The 18,393-nt window shown below is 60.4% G+C and carries 15 protein-coding genes; 3 read left to right on the forward strand and 12 right to left on the reverse strand.

Annotation, left to right across the window (positions count from 1 at the left end; all coding sequences use genetic code 11):
• Window positions 1–17 precede the first annotated feature (17 nt).
• The 3 genes from trmB to lnt are packed head-to-tail and all read right to left on the reverse strand — an operon-like array spanning window position 18 to window position 3,788.
• Window positions 18–743, reverse strand: coding sequence for a tRNA (guanine(46)-N(7))-methyltransferase TrmB (gene trmB / locus ATE59_RS10310; protein WP_058812342.1), 726 nt, complete (start codon window positions 741–743; stop codon window positions 18–20).
• Between the two features lie 50 nt (window positions 744–793).
• Entirely contained in the window at window positions 794–2,020 is a 1,227-nt protein-coding gene (gene metK, locus ATE59_RS10315; protein ID WP_058812343.1) for a methionine adenosyltransferase, read from the reverse strand.
• Window positions 2,021–2,072: 52 nt separating this feature from the next.
• Entirely contained in the window at window positions 2,073–3,788 is a 1,716-nt protein-coding gene (gene lnt, locus ATE59_RS10320; RefSeq protein WP_156416760.1) for an apolipoprotein N-acyltransferase, read from the reverse strand.
• A 517-nt stretch (window positions 3,789–4,305) separates the two neighbouring features.
• Between lnt and ATE59_RS10325 the strand changes: the two genes are divergently transcribed.
• Together ATE59_RS10325 and ATE59_RS10330 are read left to right on the forward strand one after the other, a co-directional pair.
• On the forward strand, window positions 4,306–5,469 hold the full coding sequence (locus ATE59_RS10325) for a tyrosine-type recombinase/integrase (protein ID WP_058812344.1): 1,164 nt from the start codon (window positions 4,306–4,308) through the stop codon (window positions 5,467–5,469).
• 280 nt (window positions 5,470–5,749) lie between these two features.
• Complete coding sequence (locus tag ATE59_RS10330; RefSeq protein ID WP_058812345.1) at window positions 5,750–6,172, forward strand: hypothetical protein; 423 nt, start codon at window positions 5,750–5,752, stop codon at window positions 6,170–6,172.
• Between the two features lie 88 nt (window positions 6,173–6,260).
• On the opposite strand, the gene ATE59_RS10335 is transcribed toward ATE59_RS10330, so the two are convergent.
• From ATE59_RS10335 to ATE59_RS10345, 3 genes are all read right to left on the reverse strand, one after another.
• Window positions 6,261–6,650, reverse strand: a complete 390-nt coding sequence (locus ATE59_RS10335) for a hypothetical protein (protein ID WP_058812346.1) — start codon at window positions 6,648–6,650, stop codon at window positions 6,261–6,263.
• A 324-nt stretch (window positions 6,651–6,974) separates the two neighbouring features.
• Window positions 6,975–7,841: an HNH endonuclease gene (locus tag ATE59_RS10340; protein WP_058812347.1), complete on the reverse strand. Its 867-nt coding sequence runs from the start codon at window positions 7,839–7,841 to the stop codon at window positions 6,975–6,977.
• A complete protein-coding gene (locus ATE59_RS10345) occupies window positions 7,838–9,241 on the reverse strand; it encodes an AAA family ATPase (protein WP_197409159.1) in 1,404 nt (467 codons plus the stop codon). The genes ATE59_RS10340 and ATE59_RS10345 overlap by 4 nt, the downstream gene beginning before the upstream one ends.
• Before the next feature lie 316 nt (window positions 9,242–9,557).
• Here ATE59_RS10345 and ATE59_RS10350 point away from each other — a divergent pair, with 316 nt between their 5' ends.
• Window positions 9,558–10,790 carry an MFS transporter gene (locus ATE59_RS10350; RefSeq protein ID WP_197409160.1) on the forward strand — a complete coding sequence of 411 codons (1,233 nt, stop codon included), beginning with the start codon at window positions 9,558–9,560 and terminating at the stop codon, window positions 10,788–10,790.
• Window positions 10,791–10,962: 172 nt separating this feature from the next.
• On the opposite strand, the gene ATE59_RS10355 is transcribed toward ATE59_RS10350, so the two are convergent.
• From ATE59_RS10355 to ATE59_RS10380, 6 genes are all read right to left on the reverse strand, one after another.
• Window positions 10,963–12,015 carry a TIGR00341 family protein gene (locus ATE59_RS10355; protein ID WP_058812350.1) on the reverse strand — a complete coding sequence of 351 codons (1,053 nt, stop codon included), beginning with the start codon at window positions 12,013–12,015 and terminating at the stop codon, window positions 10,963–10,965.
• Window positions 12,016–12,465: 450 nt separating this feature from the next.
• Window positions 12,466–13,068, reverse strand: coding sequence for a hypothetical protein (locus ATE59_RS10360; protein ID WP_058812351.1), 603 nt, complete (start codon window positions 13,066–13,068; stop codon window positions 12,466–12,468).
• Between the two features lie 390 nt (window positions 13,069–13,458).
• The gene (locus tag ATE59_RS17810; protein WP_156416761.1) at window positions 13,459–14,025 is read right to left on the reverse strand and encodes a hypothetical protein; all 567 of its coding nucleotides are present in this window, start codon (window positions 14,023–14,025) and stop codon (window positions 13,459–13,461) included.
• A gap of 319 nt (window positions 14,026–14,344) precedes the next feature.
• On the reverse strand, window positions 14,345–16,834 hold the full coding sequence (locus ATE59_RS10370) for a hypothetical protein (RefSeq protein WP_156416762.1): 2,490 nt from the start codon (window positions 16,832–16,834) through the stop codon (window positions 14,345–14,347).
• A 3-nt stretch (window positions 16,835–16,837) separates the two neighbouring features.
• Window positions 16,838–17,581: a molecular chaperone gene (locus tag ATE59_RS10375; RefSeq protein WP_058812354.1), complete on the reverse strand. Its 744-nt coding sequence runs from the start codon at window positions 17,579–17,581 to the stop codon at window positions 16,838–16,840.
• Between the two features lie 69 nt (window positions 17,582–17,650).
• A complete protein-coding gene (locus ATE59_RS10380) occupies window positions 17,651–18,205 on the reverse strand; it encodes a hypothetical protein (protein WP_156416763.1) in 555 nt (184 codons plus the stop codon).
• Window positions 18,206–18,393 lie beyond the last annotated feature (188 nt).

Here is an 18,393-nt window from a genome sequence, read left to right on the forward strand (position 1 = left end):
GCAATCGACCGGACGATCTAGATTCGCCGATAGCGGAAGTACCAGACCTCGTGCCCCTGCGCGCGCGCCTTGGCTTCGTAGCGGGTTTCGGGCCAGCCGCCGGGGCGGACCAGAAAATCCTGTGCGCTTTGTGCCAGCCATTCGAACCGGTGGCGGTGGCGCCGCATCACCATCAGCGCGTGGGCGAGATAGACAGGATGGTCGGTGCCGAAGCGAAATTCGCCGCCGGGTTTCAGCTTGGCGGCGATCAGGTCGAGCGGGCCGTCGTTCATCATCCGCCGCTTGGCATGGCGCGCCTTGGGCCACGGGTCGGGGTGGAGCAGATAGGCGAAGCTCAGCGCCCCGTCGGGAATCCGGCGCAGCACCTCGAGCGCGTCGCCATGATGGATGCGGACATTGGCGAGCGGCAGGCTCCGGCCATGGTCGCCCGACACATGCACCAGCGCCTGCGCGACGCCGTTGAGGAAGGGCTCGGCGCCGATGAAGCCATGGTCGGGCAACATGTCGGCGCGCCCCGCCATATGCTCGCCGCCGCCGAAGCCGATCTCGAAATGCAGCGGGCGCCCGGCTCCTTCGGCGTCGCCGAACAGCAGGGGCGCGGTGACCGGTCCGTCGGTCGGAACCGCGATCTGCGGCAGCAGAGTGTCGATCAGATCCTGTTGCCCCGCGCGCAGGGGCTTGCCCTTCGCGCGCCCGTAAAGGCGGTTGAGCGTCGTCGGATCGCCGGATTTATAAGCCGTCATGCCGCGCGCGTTAGCCGCCTCGGGCCGAGGCGGCAAGCACCGCGGCGGCATCAGCCGCCGAACGCCGCCTTCAGCTTGTCGGTCAGGTCGGTGCGCTCCCATGGGAAGGCATCGCCCGACGCCTGGCGGCCGAAATGGCCATAGGCGGCGGTCTGGCGATAGATCGGCTTGTTGAGGCCAAGGTGGGTGCGGATGCCCTTCGGCGTCAGGCGGACGAGCTGCGGCAGCAGCTGCTCGAGCGCCGCCTCGGTCACGCCTTCCGCCGCGGTGCCGTGCAGATCGACATAGACCGACAGCGGCTCGGCGACGCCGATCGCGTAGCTGAGCTGGATCGTGCAGCGGCGGGCAAGGCCCGCGGCGACGATATTCTTGGCGAGGTAGCGCGTGACATAGGCCGCCGAGCGGTCGACCTTGGTCGGGTCCTTGCCGCTGAACGCCCCGCCGCCGTGCGGGCTCGCGCCGCCATAGGTGTCGACGATGATCTTGCGGCCGGTCAGGCCGGCGTCGCCATCGGGGCCGCCGATCTCGAAACGTCCCGTCGGGTTGATGTGATAGACGGTGTTCGCGGTCAGCAATTCTGCCGGCAGCACGTCGGCGATCACGCCGAGCACATATTTGCGCAGCTCCTGATATTTCGCCTCGTCGCCCTCGCCGCCGTGGAAGAAATAGCCCGGCGCATGCTGCGTCGAAACGACGATCGCGGTCGCCTCGACCGGGCGTTCGTTGGCATAGCGCAGCGTGACCTGGCTCTTCGCATCGGGTTCGAGGAAGGGGGCGATGCCCGCCTTGCGGTCGGCCGCCATGCGTTCGAGAATCTTGTGCGCATAGTCGAGCGTCGCGGGCATCAGGTCCGGGGTTTCGTCGGACGCATAGCCGAACATGATCCCCTGGTCGCCCGCGCCTTCATCCTTGTCGGCGCTTTCGTCGACGCCCTGCGCGATATGCGCCGACTGGCCATGCAGATTATTTTCGAAGCGGAACTGGTTCCAGTGGAAGCCGGCCTGTTCATAGCCGATGTCCTTGACCGTGTTACGGACGGTGGCTTCGATCTCGTCGAGCGCGCCCGGCGCCCATTCACCATCTTCGAACACGCCCTTGCAGCGGATTTCACCCGCCAGCACGACGAGCTGCGTCGTCGTCAGCGTTTCGCAGGCGACACGCGCTTCGGGATCCTTCGACAGGAACAGGTCGACGATCGAATCGCTGATCTGATCGGCCACCTTGTCGGGATGTCCTTCGGACACGCTTTCGGAGGTGAAGAGGAAGCTGTTGCGCATGGGGAGCCTTTTTCGGAATCGGATATAAAGGAAACTTTATGTCGCGCCGCTGTTAGCGCCCGCGCCGCCGAAAGGCAATGGCGAGTGCGAGCAGCAGCAGGGCAAAGCCGACGGGCAGCATGTTGCCGTAGCGCGCGAACAGGGTCGGTGTGTGCGCCTTTGGAATGAAGGCATCGATGCGGCCGGCGGCGTGCATCGGCAGCGCTTCGACGATCCGGCCGTCGGCGTCGATCACCGCGCTGATCCCGGTCGGCGTCGCGCGGATCACCGGCAGCCCTTCCTCGATCGCGCGCAGCCGCGCCTGCGCCAGATGCTGCGGCGGACCCCAGGCACCGAACCAGGCATCGTTCGACGGATTGAAGATGAAATCGGGGCGGTGGGCGCGGTCGACGACCTCGCCCGAAAAGATGATCTCGTAACAGATTTGCAGTCCCGCCTTGCCGAAGGCGCCAAGGTCGAGCGTATGAGGTCCGGGGCCGGGCCAGAAATCGAGATCGCCGGGAGCGAGGCGCGACAGGCCGATCGCCGAAAGCAGCGGCCGCATCGGCAGATATTCGCCATAGGGCACCAGATGCGCCTTGTCGTACCGCGGGCCGAGCGTCCCATCGGCATGGACCGTCATCACCGCGTTGCGCGCGCCCACCGCCTGTCCCGTACGGTCGAACTCCAGCTTGAGCGCGCCGAGCAGCATCAGGTCGCCGGGGTTCATCAGCGCGGTCAACCGTCCGCGCGCCTCGGCGGGCGAGCGGTCGTAATAGACCGCGGGATAACCGGTCTCGAGATAGTCGGGGATCGCCGCCTCGGGCCACAGGATCAGCCGCGGCGCGTCCGACCGGGGCGTCGTCAGCCGCGCAAGCTTGGCGAAATTGGCGTCGGCCTTGTCGCCTTCCCACTTGTCCTGCTGTCCGACATTGGGCTGAACGACGGTGATGGGGATTGCTTGCCCCGCTTTGGCTGGCGTTCTTCCCAAGTCATCAAACTGCGCCATATGCGTCAACGGAATCGTGAGCGCAAACAGGGCGAAAAGTGCCCCGCCCAATATGACCGACGGGAAGGTGCCGTCGCGAAACGACGGGATCAGGGCTCGCCACCAACGCGGCAGCCACTGGACTGCTTGCAGTAAAAGAAAGCCGGCCAGCAAAATGACGATGGCCGACACGCCATAAGTCCCGATGAACCGCACCGGCGACAGAAGCGGGGCAGCTGGCAACAAGATAACGCTCAGCGGATTCCACGCAAAGCCCGTGAACAACCAGCTCCGCAGCCATTCGGTCAGCGTCCACAGCGCGGCGAAAGCGAGGACGAAGGAGAGCGTCGCCCCCGCGAAGGCGGGGGTAGCAATCGGGCCTGGACTTTCGGCGCCGGGCAAGCTGCCAGCGGCCTCCAACTTCGCGGGCACGGCGCGCATGGACACCAGCCACGCCCCCCACGCGGCCAGCGCCGGATAGACCGCCAGATACAGCGACAGCAGCACCACCGCGATCCACCCCAGCCATGCGGGCATTGCCGCCTGATAGGTAAAGGCAGTCGCGATCCAGTTGAGGCCGAGCATGAAATGTCCGACCCCGAAAGCCCAGCCGGTCCCGAACGCGCGCCATCCCTTGGAGCTGCGCGCTACAAGCAGCATCCATCCCGCGAGCGCAAGCAGCGTCAACGGCCAGAGATTCAGCGGCGCAAAACCGGTTGCCGACACGGCGCCGAGTGCCAGGGCGAGGAGCTTCGGCCGGCGGTCGGCGAAAGCGATGATGCGGGAAGATGTCTCGGTCACGCGCGCTCTTTAGCCGCGAGGACGTGGCGCGACAATGATTTGCCTTTCGGAACGACGGGTCCATTGGCGGCATTTGATGGGCGGGGGCCGGTCGCCATCATCATTCCAGATCAAGTCCGGGACGATAAAGAACGACTATGTGGCGCCATCTTTTCATACTGGGTGAGCGGCTGGGGAAGTGACAACGTCCGCGTCCTCCCATATCAGACATTGCGACAACCGGTCGCCCAATCCACAGAACGCAAAAAGCCCACGAACCCATTGGGAACGAGGGCTTTTCTATGGTTGCGGGAGTAGGATTTGAACCTACGACCTTCAGGTTATGAGGCGCATTCCCGGCTTCTCCGCAGGAGCACGCACCAGCACGTTTTAGTGCTTATTTTCAGCGCGTTACGTTGACTAATCGGGCGTGTAACGACTGTGTGTCTCCGCACGGGTACGCACCATCACGCTCCCTATTGCTTACGATATGCTTACGGTGAGCGGCGCGCGTCCCGACTGGTAACAGGAGGACCAAATGCCAAAGTTGACGAAGAGAACTATAGAAGCATTGGACGTACGAGAAAGCGACTATTTTGTTTGGGACTCTGAGCTTCCGGGCTTTGGCGCCAGGGTGCTTCCGAGCGGCCGCAAGAAATTCGTTCTGCGGTACCGCTACGGCAAAACCTCACGCCGCATGGGCATCGGTCAGTTTGGCGCGATCACAGTCGATCAGGCTCGCGGGCTCGCCCTGCAGGGCCTTGCGAAACTACGCCAGGACATCGACCCTCTCGCGGAGGTTCGCGAGCGTCGCACGGCGATCACGGTGAAAGAACGGTCTGAGCGGTTCGATGCCGAGCATATCGCCGTCCACCTCAAGGCGACTACCGCCAAGGAGTATCGGCGGAATTTGAAGCTCTTCAACTTGCCGGCTATCGGCCAGAAGCGCATCCTTGACGTAACCCGCGCTGACATTGCCAAGTTTCATCACGACAGCCGAGACAGGCCGTATCAGGCCAATCGAAATATCGAGATTATCTCGAAGATGTTCAATCTCGCCGAACTTTGGGGTCTCCGGCCCGATGGGACGAATCCCCGCCGCCACATAAAAAAATATCCGGAGAAAAAGCGTGAACGCTTCTTCTCAGAAGGCGAGCTCGGTGCGATCGCTCGCGTTCTTGATGAAATGGAAGCCGAACGGATCGAGCTACCTTCAGCAATCGCAGCAGTTCGACTTCTGCTGTTCACCGGTTGTCGCCTTCGAGAGATTATGACCCTTAAATGGAGCTACGTAGATCTGGATCGATCTGCCCTTCATCTGCCCGACAGCAAAACCGGCGCAAAAATCGTGAGCATCGGCAACGCGGCGGTAGAGGTACTGAAGAAGCTCGAACGTGTTCCTGACAATGGATTTGTCATCACAGGCCGCGTGCCCGGTCAGCATCTCACAGACCTGCAACCCTTCTGGCAACGAGTTCGGAGTCGCGCGGGACTGAAAGATCCACGCATCCATGACATCCGGCATACCTTCGCGAGCGTGGCGGTAAGTAATGGGATGAGCTTACCTATTATCGGCAAGCTGTTGGGGCATACGCAGGTTCAGACGACTGCCAGGTACGCCCACCTCGCCCGCGCGCCCCAAATCGAAGCCGCAAACGATATAACGAACCTGATCGCAGGGAGCCTTGCGAGCAAAAAGTAGGTCGGGACAGCTCGGCTAAAGGCTTGCTTGTCTGCGCCTTCTCGTCAATTGTCACCGTGCTCCCGAGAGATCGGGAGCGGGGCGTGGAAACCTCTCTGAGACAGCCGGTCGAATTTTCGGCCGGGTGGCATACGCGCATGTCCAGCCGGCTTGCCGGTAAAGGCGTATGCGCTCGTTGTCTCAGCGGGTTTCCAACATCCGGCTTCGGCCGTCGCCTCAGTAAAATCTGGGCGGCGCCGAAAGCTGGAATGGGCCGTCCCAATCATAGGACGCGCTCTCAATGAAGAATCTGAAATGGTGGCAATGGGTCTTGATTGGGCTGCTCGGCATCAGCGTTGTTCAGGTAATTGCTGGACAGAAGCCTCCTCAGAAACGGGCCGCGGCGAAATTTTCGGACTCCGAACCCGAGTTCAAGATCATCGGCAGAAAATCAGTTTTTGCCATGACTTTTGATGGCAATTCCAACCCGGACGCAATCTTGGCCGCAGCTCGCAAGCAATGCGACGAGTTCACGCACTGCCAAGTGCTGGGTTGGACTCAGCCGGACAAAGTAGCCGGAGCATTTCCAATGACCGATCGGGAAGCGGGGGCGGTCGCGTTCAGCTACGTACTAAATCGCACCACGGGTATGGATGAAGCAACTTGGAAATGCGGCCAGTGGCGAGATGCCGGTAAAAGCGCGTGCGCACCCAGGGCCGAATAAAGTCCGCAATGCGCCCGATGTCGGCCGTTCCACTGCCGTTTGAAAGTTCCCGAAAAGCAGACTCTCTGCTGTCAGACGCAGAGACTGTCTAAAGTTCATAGTCGACGATATGCTCTATTGGCACATATCGATGAAAATCGGCGTGGTGTTGCTTAAGCGGGCAGCGCCACTCCCCCACCGGGTATTGGGGGTCGTGCCAGCACATATCTTCTCGTGCGCGCCTCGGAAGGTGGGCGAAGGGGATGGGCGCGACCGTCCCCTGCAGTCGTCGACGCATGATGCGGCCTTCATCGGTGAGGTCGACTCGCGCGAGCGCGTAGCAGTCGGCTGGCGGCTCGAGCATCGTCACCGTGACTAGCTTCGCGCGCTGGAGCGCGTCCACAGATGCTCGCGTCCAGCGGCCGAAGCGCTGCGTCGTGCCTGCGCCTTCGATCAGTGACACTAGGACGCGCTGCTGCTTTGGGCTGAGCTTGGTCATTGGACATAATTTCGGTGGCGCCGACCATCATTCATAAGGGAGCTTTCCGAAGGGGCCAATCATAAGGTCTCCCTCATAGTGGCTGAACGGAATCTCGACCTAGTGATCGGGATGACGGGGGAGGGCCTTGCCGTCGCCGGGTCCATTCTTGGTATGGCCACGAACCTCCTCGCCATTCTCCTGTATATATCTGCTTTCCAAATGGTTGGACTTGACGCTCGGGCAGTCGATACTCGACAATCAGCCCACACCCGACGCTACTCTGGATTTGGAGTCGTGGAATCCCGTTGGTCGGGGAGGTGATTTTCCTCGCTCGACTGTATTTCACGGCGATGAGCCCGGAAGGCGGGGTTGCGGAGGGCCGAACCCGATGACAGAGCTCACCAAGGACAGGGCTCTTCGTTCCGAGGGCTTCTCTCCACCCGGATTTCTGGCCGAGTCTGCAAGTGCCCTCGCCTCGGCGATCGACTGTTCAACGTTACGCCGCACGGCCTTTCGCCCGAGTGCCCGCAGTTTCGGCGCAAGGCCCGCGAGCGTCATGGCGGCGCGCTCATCCTCTAGATTCTGAACACTCCACGCCATGCGTGCCAGAATTTCCTCGTCAGGCGGCGGAGAGCTAACCGCATTGCCGACGATCTGGAAAAACTGCGTCTTGATGGCAGCGACGACGCTTTCATGATCGAGACCAGCCTCGTCGACTGCGGGCCCATTGAGCTTGCAGACGCGCATGAGCTCGATCCCCTTGTCGGTGTCCGAACTATATATTTGGTAATTCACATGGCCGAGATGATCCGACCAGGCGTCGAAGCGCGGATGGGGAATCGAATAGCGTTCAGGCTGCTGCGGGACCTCTTCGATGCCCGGATCGGGGCGGGGTTGCGGGCGCAGCACATCTTCATGTCTCTTTGCATTGTTACAGCGCTTGCACGCGACCGCGAGATTCTCGTCGGATGCAAAAAATTGCGGGTAGTAGAGCTCGCAGAGCACATGCTCGAGATCCCATATCAGATTATTCGTGGTATTATCGAACTTGCGGCAGTAGCAGCAGCGCAAGCCTTGCTCTTCCATGCAGACCTTCTTGAATCTCCCCTTGATCTCCGACTTGTCGAACCAGCGATTGAATACATCTTCGCCGACGTCCGCACGTACGCCGGCCATCTCGGCGATCTCGCACTCGAGAAACCTGCTCATGACGGCTGCAGGATGGTCTGGACGACGCCTGCGACGAGATCCCGGATCGGATCGTCCGCGGGAATCTTGTCATAGATGCTCGCATGCGCGAGTGCGAGTTCGCGGGCGCGAGCACTGCGATGTTTGCCCGTATCGATCAGCGTGACGGTCTCGAGCACGATCTGCTTCAGGAAATTGTTGCCCGAGGTGACTACAGTGAATGCGTTCAGCAGCGTGGCGTCGGGCGATGCATTGGCCAACGCCCGGCTCGGCAGTTCGATCGGTTCCTGATCGAGCCGCAAAATCTTCGCGTGTGGGCCGGCGACGCCGCTGACGACCAGGGGCGAGTGCGTCGCAATGATATAGTGACAGCCGCGATGCCGGCTGAACACCGCCTCGAGCATCTCGGTGTATCGCATTTGCCAGTCGGGGTGGAGACTGTTCTCGGGTTCGTCGATCAGCACGAGGCACCCGTCTTCCAGAAAAGCGGCGAGGCCAAGGAAACCCGAGAAGAGATTGAGCTCACCCGATGAGAGTTCGAGTAATTCGACCTCTTTATCGTCGGCCGTGCGGAGCTTGACCGAAGCGAGGCGCAAAACCCTTGCGTCTGTGAGGCGGCGGATTTCTTCGAAGTCGATAGGAATCGAGGCATCGCGGCGCCCGAAACGGAAGTCGATATAATAGGTCATCCGGCGCCGTCGCTTGCCATCCGGGCGGGTATGACCCTCGAGCATATTCTCGAGTTCCTTCAACCTCTGTTCGTCGAAGTCTGACTGGTCTCTGCCGCTGCGCCATCCCGGCGTGAATTCATATTCGAGCTCTATGACCGGGCTATAACCGATAGCGTCGAAAGCGTCGATGACCCGCTCGTCGGATTGCACGGTCGACTCCGCGAAGGCGAGTTGGTCGATCGTGCGGAGAAGGCGGGCGCGAGGCGAGGTCCTGAAATCATTCTTGAAGCCGAGATAGACATAGAAGGGGTCGATCGCTGCGCGCGACGTTTGGGGGCGGGATCCGGGTTTGGGCAGCGTGTCGTCGATCGGCGGGAACTTGTCGAATGGTGTGAATGACAGGGCGATGAGCTTGCTTGGTGCCCAGCCTTCTCCGCGTAGCGACTCCCGTTCGTCTTTGAACTGCTTCACATCGGCGCCGAAATTCAATTCGACCTGTCGTCCCTCGCTATCGATCTCGATGCTAGAAATCCGTCCGAGACCTTGGCGATTTTGCAGCGTATTGGTCGCGAAATAGGCGCGTAGCGCCATGACAAGGTCGCGCAGGATTGTTGATTTTCCTGTGCCATTGCGACCCACTAGAATCGTCGAATGCGAAGCAGGTTCGGTCGGATTGGAGAAAGATAATCTTTGTGTTCCCAACATCGGCAAGTCGACGTTGACTGCTCTGATCGCAAATTGCGTCGTCATTACAAAATCCGAAAGTTGCCTTAGAGGCCTTGGTGAAAGCACATCATCGCGAATGTCAATGGCAAGAAGCATCCACTCGTTACGGTTAACGAGGCTGCACTCACGAATAGTGTTAGCGGTTCTCCTTTCTCATTCGCGCAAGGCAACGAACACATCGAACTGTTGCAAGACGAGGTGAATGTGATCGCCGAGAACGCCTGAAGTCGGTCCTTCCAGTACCCATCGGCCTATGATCAGAAGCAGTCGTTCCGAGGCTGCGGCCATTTGCTACTGTGAAAAGATCGACATCCCTTATGCAGTCGTTCTGTGCTCCGATATGCCCGATGCGCTTCTATCCATTGCGACCGATATTCGGTGCGCTTTTAGCAACGTCCAGACGGCGCAGTGCGGCGAGATCATCCGAACCCTGATTGTCCCAAATCCATTCGCAGGAGAGGCTGAGGCAAAGGCGCGCCAGCCGTTCCGCCATGCTCCGGGTACCCTCTGCGCCTTTGCGTCATCAATGGCGCCGAGCTTCCCCTTGCTTGTCGCGTTCAGAGCTGTTCAGGGCGTCGGGGCCGCGGCGATCATGGCCTTGGGCGTCGCCTTGCTCCGCCAGACGGTTGCGGAGGACGACTTTGGAAGGGCGATCGGTTGGAACGCGATGACGGTCGCGCTCTTTTCGGCGGCAGGGCCAACGATTGGTGCTTTGCTGATCGGCCTTGGAAGCTGGCGATTTGCTTTTGCGGGGAGCGTGCTGTTGGCGGGCATGGCGTTGGTCGCGACATATTCGCTTCCGTCACGGCGAAGCGACGGAAAGAAACTCGATAGCGTCGGCCTGTGCGCCTACGCTGTGATCGTTCCGGCTTTCGTCATTGCGGTCGGCGTTGCACGCCAATCGGCGCTGGTTGCTATGCTGTTATCGGCGTTCGGAGGCTTGGGACTATGGCTCCTCATCCGGCGGGATTTTCGTCGAGAAACACCATTTCTTCCACTGCCGCTCTTTCGGTCGCCCAGCTTTACCCGGTCCGTACTCGCGTCGGTCTTGTGTTTTACCGCAATGGGCATGGCGCTGTTGATGCTGCCGTTCGCCTTGCATGACCGGCTTGGATTATCGGCTCGGGATACCGCTCTTGTGATGACGCCTTGGCCGCTCGCTGTGCTCTTTGCGACGCCGATCACCTCGCGCCTGCTGGAGCGCATTCAGCCGGCTCGTCTTTGCACCGCTGGCGCTTTGGTACTTGCGGGCGGCCTCTCTGTATTGACCTTTGCTTCACTGGCTCGAAACATTCCGGTGCATGCGCTCGGAGCCATACTCTGCGGAATCGGATTTGGGTTGTTCCAGACGCCGAATAACCGCACCATGTTCCTTTCTGCGCCCATTGACCGCGCCGCGTCGGCTGGGGGCGTGCAGGGGACGGCGCGGCTAGCGGGGCAGGTGACAGGCGCACTCGCTGTTTCAATTTTGCTTTCGGTAGGCTCGGTGAGGTTGGCGGCATCGTTTGCATTCGGGATAGCTGCGATTGCGGCGCTCGCGTCAGCCTCGGCCAGTTGGTGGAACGGACGCTGAGAGGGCAGCTATTCCCCGATTGGCACCGAAAGCGGACAGTCGACTATCGGCCAAAGTCGGCGGTATCGGCTACTGGCGGGACAGCTAGCGCCTCCCAATGGCCAGAAAGGGGTGTATTTCTGCCAATCCCGAAGCTACCGGCCGCTGAAGGCAGCGGTTAGCTAGACGATTATCATCGGCTGGCGCTGAAATTGCCAAAAACGCCTTCCCACGCGCCAAACCCGAGCAGGATGCGCCCTACCATCATCGCGATCAGCAATCCCAGCAGCAGCACCCATCCCAGCATGATGCCGGTCGTCATGCGCCAGCTTTTGGGTGGCAGGCCCTGAAACAGGAAGGTCGCGATGCCTGCAAGATTCACGCACACCAGATTGACGGTAAACAGGAACATCGCATTGGCCCCGGCAGCAGGCAATCCTGCTCCAGTGTAGACGCCCGCCGCAGTCAGCGGCGGAACCAGCGCAACGGCGACCATCACACCCACAAGTGCCAGTGATGCCCCGCGACTGAAGGCCAGCACCCCGGCCGCGCCGCATGCAAGCGCAAGCGCAATATCGGCCGACTGGACCAGCGTCCGATTGCGCAACTCAGGGGTTAACGGATCAATCGTCACGATCATGCCGATCACTATGCCCGCCACGATTGCCAACACGCAGCCCAGTGCCAGTGTCGCAAACGCTTGCCGGCCCAACTTCCAATCGCCAACCGTCGCCGCCAGGGCCAATCCCATTGTGGGCCCAAGCAAAGGCGCGATGATCATTGCGCCAATTATTACGGCCACCTGCCCGCCGCGCATTCCAAGGCCTGCGATGATCGCCGACAAGGTCACCGTCAGCACGAAGGAAGGACGGATGTGCAAGCTTTCTGCGATGTCATCGTAGAGTTCATCAGTGCTCAGCCGGTCGCGGCTGAAAAAGCGTTCCAGCCATGTGGGCGGCGCTAGGCCGGACATCAGCGGCAGCTCGGTCGCAGGGCCTTCTTCCATCGCAGGCAACACGGCTTCCAACTTCGCAACATGGGTCGTGAAGGAAGGCACAGCGGCAAACGCATCCTCCAGATCGATCAACAGACGTTCGGTATAACGCTGCTGGACGATGCACGTGTATTTCTCCTGCGCGCCCGGAAGGGTTTCGCGCCAGAATCGGCGTGTATGGCGCGGCAGGATCGTTTCCAGCTGCGCGATCTGATCTTCCGGCAGATATATCTGGACAAGCCTAGCTGACATTGATCCCCCATCTCATGATCCCGTGACCACAGTGTAAGGTAACCTGATCATTCGAACCAGAGAGCGGGTGCCGTTCAAGCGGGGGCGCAAAACGATAGCGTAGTCCGGCCGGTGGTGAAAACCACCATTGCGCCTAGTTCCAGACCTTCAATGGGCTCTTCGGCCAAGCGACCGGAATGGGATCGTTGGCTGTCATTGTCGCTCCACCGGCTACGAACGTCCGGTTCTTTATGTTCGCCGCTAGAGAGTAGCCAGACCGAAACCGGCCATTCCCCTCCTTGGAAAGTGCGTGGATGAACTAAGCGCCTCTTGCCGGTGTTGGGGACGGCGCAAATCAATATCTCGGTGCTCTTGTCGCTCGCCACCCTCCAGCGTCGGGATCGGCGAGGGTCGTATCGCTTCGCGCCGCTTGGATCGCACGGGGGGGAGGAGACCATCAAGAGCAGGGCCTCACGGGCGCGGTTCTACGATGGGATGGGGAGGGGGGATGGGCTTGGCGATTTCGTGGAGCATATGCAGCCGATCAGCGACGATGTGCCAGATAGCCGCGGCGCCGGAGTTGCCAAGTCGGGTGGCCTTGCCTTCCTCGCCCGTTGCGAACAGTGCAGATATGTCGCCATAACGGCTTTCGGCGGCCAGCGTCGCCCGCGAGATAATCCGTTCTCGATTGGACATGACAGCTTTTGCTTGAATATCGCGGCCTAGAATGCGCTGACGAAGAAGCGCAGCGCGCGCGTCATGAATATTGGCGCATTGCGAGGCCCCGACGGTGAATTGCGCGTTGGTGCCACGAACCATGCCTGCTTCGCGCGACAGCCAGATATCGTCACAACTGATGGCGCGGTCGGTCCCATCGAGCTCGATCGTCAATATCGTGTCGAGGAGCACCTCCAGGGTGGCCTTTTCGCATGCCGTCGGCAGACCGATCTCGGACGCGATGATCCGGATATATTGCGCCACTTCCGCCAACCCGACGAATATGTCGTTGAACGGGGACAATGGGGGGTCCGGAAATTCTGCTTGCAGCGCCATGTGAAAACGAATGTCGGCCATGATCAGTCACCAACACGGTCCGCTGATTCCAAATCCGGTCGAACCGAAGGCCGTTCGGCCAAGGGAAGGAGATCCCAGTGGGAGGCTGGATTGGAGCATGGATCGGCGAAATCACAAATGTCGCGAAATTTGGTAATCCATTTCACGCGACAGCCGGGAAGACCAAAGGCGGGCACGCTTCGGCTCTCACGCCCCGTGCGTGCGATCGCCGTAAGGGATATAGGGTGATGATGAAGGGGCTGTTTGAGATCCATGTCCGTTTCCCGTGGGCGGGAGCACGATCGTCTCTCGGTCGCAGCCATGCAAAATAGGATCCGCGATTGAAGGAATATGGTGAGGAAAGCATGATTTTGCAAGGTTTACGCCTCGCTTGAGGGACATAATTTACCGCTAAAGGGGACTGAATTCGATGGTGAGCAAATCGGTGTAAGTCCCGGCGACACGTGCGCCAACATCACCAAGGCGCAAATCGAAGGGCAGCGACGATCCGGCGATGGTTCGAGGCAAATTCAGCCGCGTTTCGAAATGCTGGCGCAGATCAATGGCGGTGCCGTTCAAGGTTGCGGTGTAGCGGATTGCGTTTTCAGCGGCGTCATCCTTTGCGAGCTTGAGCAATCCGCGGTTGATCGAATCGATCGTAAGCCGCGCAATGATATTGGCGCGGACCTGAAGAAAAACGCGGCGCTGGTCGCCCCCGGTCATCTCGCCGAAATCGACGCGGCTTACGCCGGCGCCTTCTCCGAATGCGCCTGCAGCCCCGGCGATATTCATCTGGGCGCGCGGGGCCGATACGAGCACTAGCGTGACAGGATCGGGGCCATGAACGGAGGCGAGTTCCCCGGATTCGCGAAGTTCCAGCCCGAGCGTAACCGAATGGTCTCCAGCCTCTGCGATGGCGTCACGGATTACGATCACATCCAGTGCGACCTGCTGTACCTTGCCGGGATCGAGACGCACCCGCCAGAGGCCGGGGGCATTGGTTGCTGCGAGACGCGCGTCGCCGATCCCTGCGACGAACCGGACGCGAACACCGCTTGCGCCGATTTGCGTTTCGTCGATTGTCCGGCGATCGCCCGCGAGTAGCGCGAGATCCATCGAGCAGGCCTCGCCCGAGCGGTTTTCGATCCCGAAACCTATATGCCCCGAAGCCTCGGCGCTCGCGAAAGGATCATAATCCATCCTCAGCGCGGTAGGTCGTTCGACGATCCGTGCATCGCACGCGGCAGCGGAATTCGCGCCGAACGCCGAGAGTGACAGAATTGCGGTTGCGGCGAAGTCAAGGCTGCGTGAGCGTGCCGACATCGATTAATCCCTTCGTTTCTCGCAAGATTAAAAACTCCCCGACGACTTTGCCACCTACGACGAGCCGGTAACGCCCGGGAGCAAGGCGGTCTGCAACGAAGCGACCGTTGCGGTTGGTGAAAAAGGGGCGCGGCTGCTGCGCGGCGTCGTCTACCGACTGGACCGTTCCGCCGACGAGCGAGAGAGGGCCTTGCCGAGTGACAAGATAGCCCGTCGCGATACGCGAGGCGTCGCTGCCGATTTCTGCGCGATAGCCCGAACCAAAACCGGGGAATATGTTGATGACTCCGCTGCCGATGTCATAGCCTATCGGAAGCGGCTCAACCCGGACTTCATAGCGATTATTGCCGTAGGCCCGGTTGACGGGTACCAGGGCGGGGCCGAACAAGCCCGATCTGGCGACGGTGCGCTCGCCCGACCGGATGCTCACCTGGCTACCCGAAAGTGTTTCGTGGACGGGCGCGACTATGAAGCCGTCGTTTACCGTTCGTCCAAGTCCGATTGCGCCATCGGCAAAGCCAATAAAACCGCGAATGTTCCAGTCGGAAATGGCCGAGCTTGGTCCATCAGCGTTGCGTGACTCGAGGCGATTGTGATTCAGCACGAGGTCGAAACGATTGTTGATATAAGCCAGTCGCCCGGCCAGAGCCGTCCCGTCGCGTTCGTCTGTGAAGCGCAGATTTCCACTAAGCTCGTCGAGCCGGCCCTCGGAGGCGCGGCTGATTTCGATCTCCTTGCGCTGGGTGCCGCTGTCGTATCTCGCGTCGCCATACCACCCGGGCCCCAATCGAACCGACACACCGACCGAAAGGCGCCAGTCACTGCCCCGATCGTCGGTGCTGTGCGATGCCGTCCCGTTGAGGCTGAAACGTCCGAAGGTGCGCCCTATGTTCGCGTCGAACCGGTGGACGTTGCGGCTGTCACCCCGCATCCGCGTATAGCCATAACCAAGGCCCAAGCTTATCTCATATGGCGCGCGCCACTGGATCTGCGCGGCTGATTGCCAGGCCTGCAGATTGCGGGCTTCGCTTGTGAAGGCATCCTGGAAATTGGCGCTGCGCATCACCGACGACATGTTCAGCCGCAAATCCCTGTCGCGGAGTAATGAAAACTCGCCTCGATAGTCGACCGAAAGAGCAGTGCCGAATCCATGGCCGTCCAGGCTCCGGCTTGTAGAAGCCTCGATCTGCACAAAGCCCAGTGGCGACCCCCACAGCGCCGATCCACCTGCTTGAATCGAAAAGCTGGTCGCCTGCGCATTCAGGCCGAGGGTGAGATTGTTCGAGATGCCGCGATAGATATAGCCAGTCGCGGCCGGAGATACGTAGTGAAGACGCTGCTCGCCCTCGCGCAGGCCGACCGCGCCCCCGAAATCGGTGACGCCGGGGTTGAGAAGGTCAGCGCCGCTGAAAATATTGAAATCGAGAATTTCGCGCCGCCCGCCCGTGTCATCAACGACGAGGCGCACGCTGTTCGGCCCGGCAGCGAAAGGAAAGTCACCGATATCGTATCGGCCTGCAGCGAGCCTCAGTGTTTGGACGCGGATATCGTTGACATAGACTTCCACACTGGATTCGCGATCGAGCACGAAGTTCTGGCGACCGATCGGGCGCACATTCTGAAAGGGCCGGATGGTGGAGAACGCGCGCTCCATTCCGAAACCGAGGATTCGGCCGGATCCCTGGAACGAGGTGCTGGCGGGGGTGAATTCGCCAACTGTGGCCCGAACCGCACTCTCGTAATAATCCCGCGTCGCGCGGATTTCACTGCGCTCCCACCGATTGCCGCGATTATTGCCATCGTAGCGGATTCCGCCTGTAATGGTCACGCCGTCGAAACCCCCGATATTCATGATCCCGTCGACGTCCACGCTGAGAGGCTGGAAGCCTTGGCCTTGATCATGAATATAGCGCTGGGTAGCGGAAATGTTGGCGCCTAAGGCGAAGCCGGAAGGGCGATCGAAGGACCCGGGCTCGGGAGCGCCCTCGCGCTCGACTATTCGCACCGCGGTCGCGCTGGTCGCATCGGTGGGCAAAGTCGCAATCACGCTCAAGCTCAGCGTGTCGAAGGCGATATCGAGACCATCGCCCGCGAGTGCGTCAATGGGCACGATGCTCCGCCCGGCGATGCGCCCCTCGATCACCGACCTTATCTTTGCGGTGATGACCGGTCCGAAAAGCTCGAGCAGGCGTCTTGCGTCAATTTCTCCATCCCCATCTGGATCAACCGCGACGGAAATCGTGCCCAGAAACTTGCCGTTGAGCGTCAGCGGCACGTCGAGCGGCACTTTCACATTGCTTGTCGCGGCCGAAGCGGGCGCGCCGTCGCCTATGTCCGAGCCGCTGTTCGCTGCCGCTGCGGAAATTGGCGGTGAAGCTTGAGTCGATGCGCTTGCCGGGCAGGCCATCGGGCTGAGCATCGATCCGCACAGGCAGACCGAACCGTGGCGCAGCCAGTGTCGCATGCCTCACGGTATTTCCACTTTTGATGTTATGGCGCCTACAAGACCCGTCACATCCTTTGCAGCCACTGACGCGAGACGGTCCTGACGCGGCATTAGCGCGGAGAAGTCACCCAGGAGGATGTGATCGGTGTCGAGTTCGACGCTCTTGCCTCCCGCGTCCGTGAACGTCCAGCGCGCGGCGTTGAGAACAGCGATACCAGCGCCCGGATTGTGCAGCCGTAGCGCCAGGCCGCCTTCGACGTTGCGGCCGAGGACCTCGACAGAGACGTCGGCCTTTGCAGATGGCGGCGAAACGATGATGTGGCTGAGAAAGTTGAAGCTCATCTTCACGTCGGCCTGCGCGTTGGCCTGTTCCGACGCGGCGCCGGTGCGAAAATCGACCGGCAACTGCGCGACGCGTACGCCGTACATCCGTGCATCGGTGAATGCAGCATCACCAATGTATCGGATTTGCACCGTCTGTTCGCGATTTGGGGGAATTGCGGTTTGAGCAGGATAGACCAGAAGATCATCATCTTCGGGACTTCGCTTCGGCATTCCTGCTTCATCGACCGTCGCCCGGAACGGGAGAATTTCAAGGGTGATCGGGACTTCGCCGGTATTCTTGATCAACAGAGTCAGTCGAGAATCCGGGCCGGATGGCTGAATTGTCGCGAGCATGGGCTGGATTTGATATCCCTGCGCATATGCAGGCGCGCCCGCTGAAAGGCAGAAGGCCAGGAGCAGGAAGGAATGGACGATCCGCATGGCCGCGCTCCCAAAATGACCGGAACATGGGACCGCTCGTGAGAGCGGCCCCATGCAGTACCGGATGGCTCAGATGGCCGAAGCGGTGAAGCTGAACACTTCCGTGTAGGTGCCGGCAGGTGCAGCATCGGCCGGGAACACGTTGGGGGTCGAGAAGTCGGGCTGGGTATTGGCGTTCTCGACATTCACGTTGAGCCAGAGCTCGAGGGGGAGTCCGTTTGCAACGCTCTGTGCGTAGCCCGCCTGCTGCCGCGTGAAGAGGCCGACGGCTTCAGCATTGCCTGGCGCCGTATCGGTTTCATCGATCGTGAAGTTGGCGTTGGTCGGCGATTTCAGCGTCATCGCATAATTGATGCGATTGCCCGCGGAACTGAGCAGGTCGCCGTTCAGCGGGTCGGTGACCATCTTCGTTCCCGAGGCTGCGTTGCACGAGAGCCGCAGATTCGCCACCTTCTGATTGTCCGTGAAGGCGATCGACGCGGTTCCGCTCGACACATTGGTGAGATTGACGTTGCAGTATGGAGCTACAACGCCCTGGACGCTGAGCGATTCAGCTGATGCCGGAGCCGCAGCAATGCCGGTCAAGGCGATGGCCGCTGTCGTGAGGAGCCATGAAATACGCATAAATAATTCCTCTTGTCCTATTGACTGCCGGGAATATCCGGCTTCCTGTGCCCGAAAATCGAACAAAAATCCGAACTAATTTAGGTTCGGAATCGAATATTATAACAATTTGGGATGAATGATGTGCAAAATACAGGTAGCAATTCATATGCTATTGAAATTCTGCATGACATTATTGATATAATTGT

It is taken from the genome of Sphingopyxis sp. A083 (assembly GCF_001468495.1).
Taxonomy (GTDB): Bacteria; Pseudomonadota; Alphaproteobacteria; order Sphingomonadales; family Sphingomonadaceae; genus Sphingopyxis; species Sphingopyxis terrae.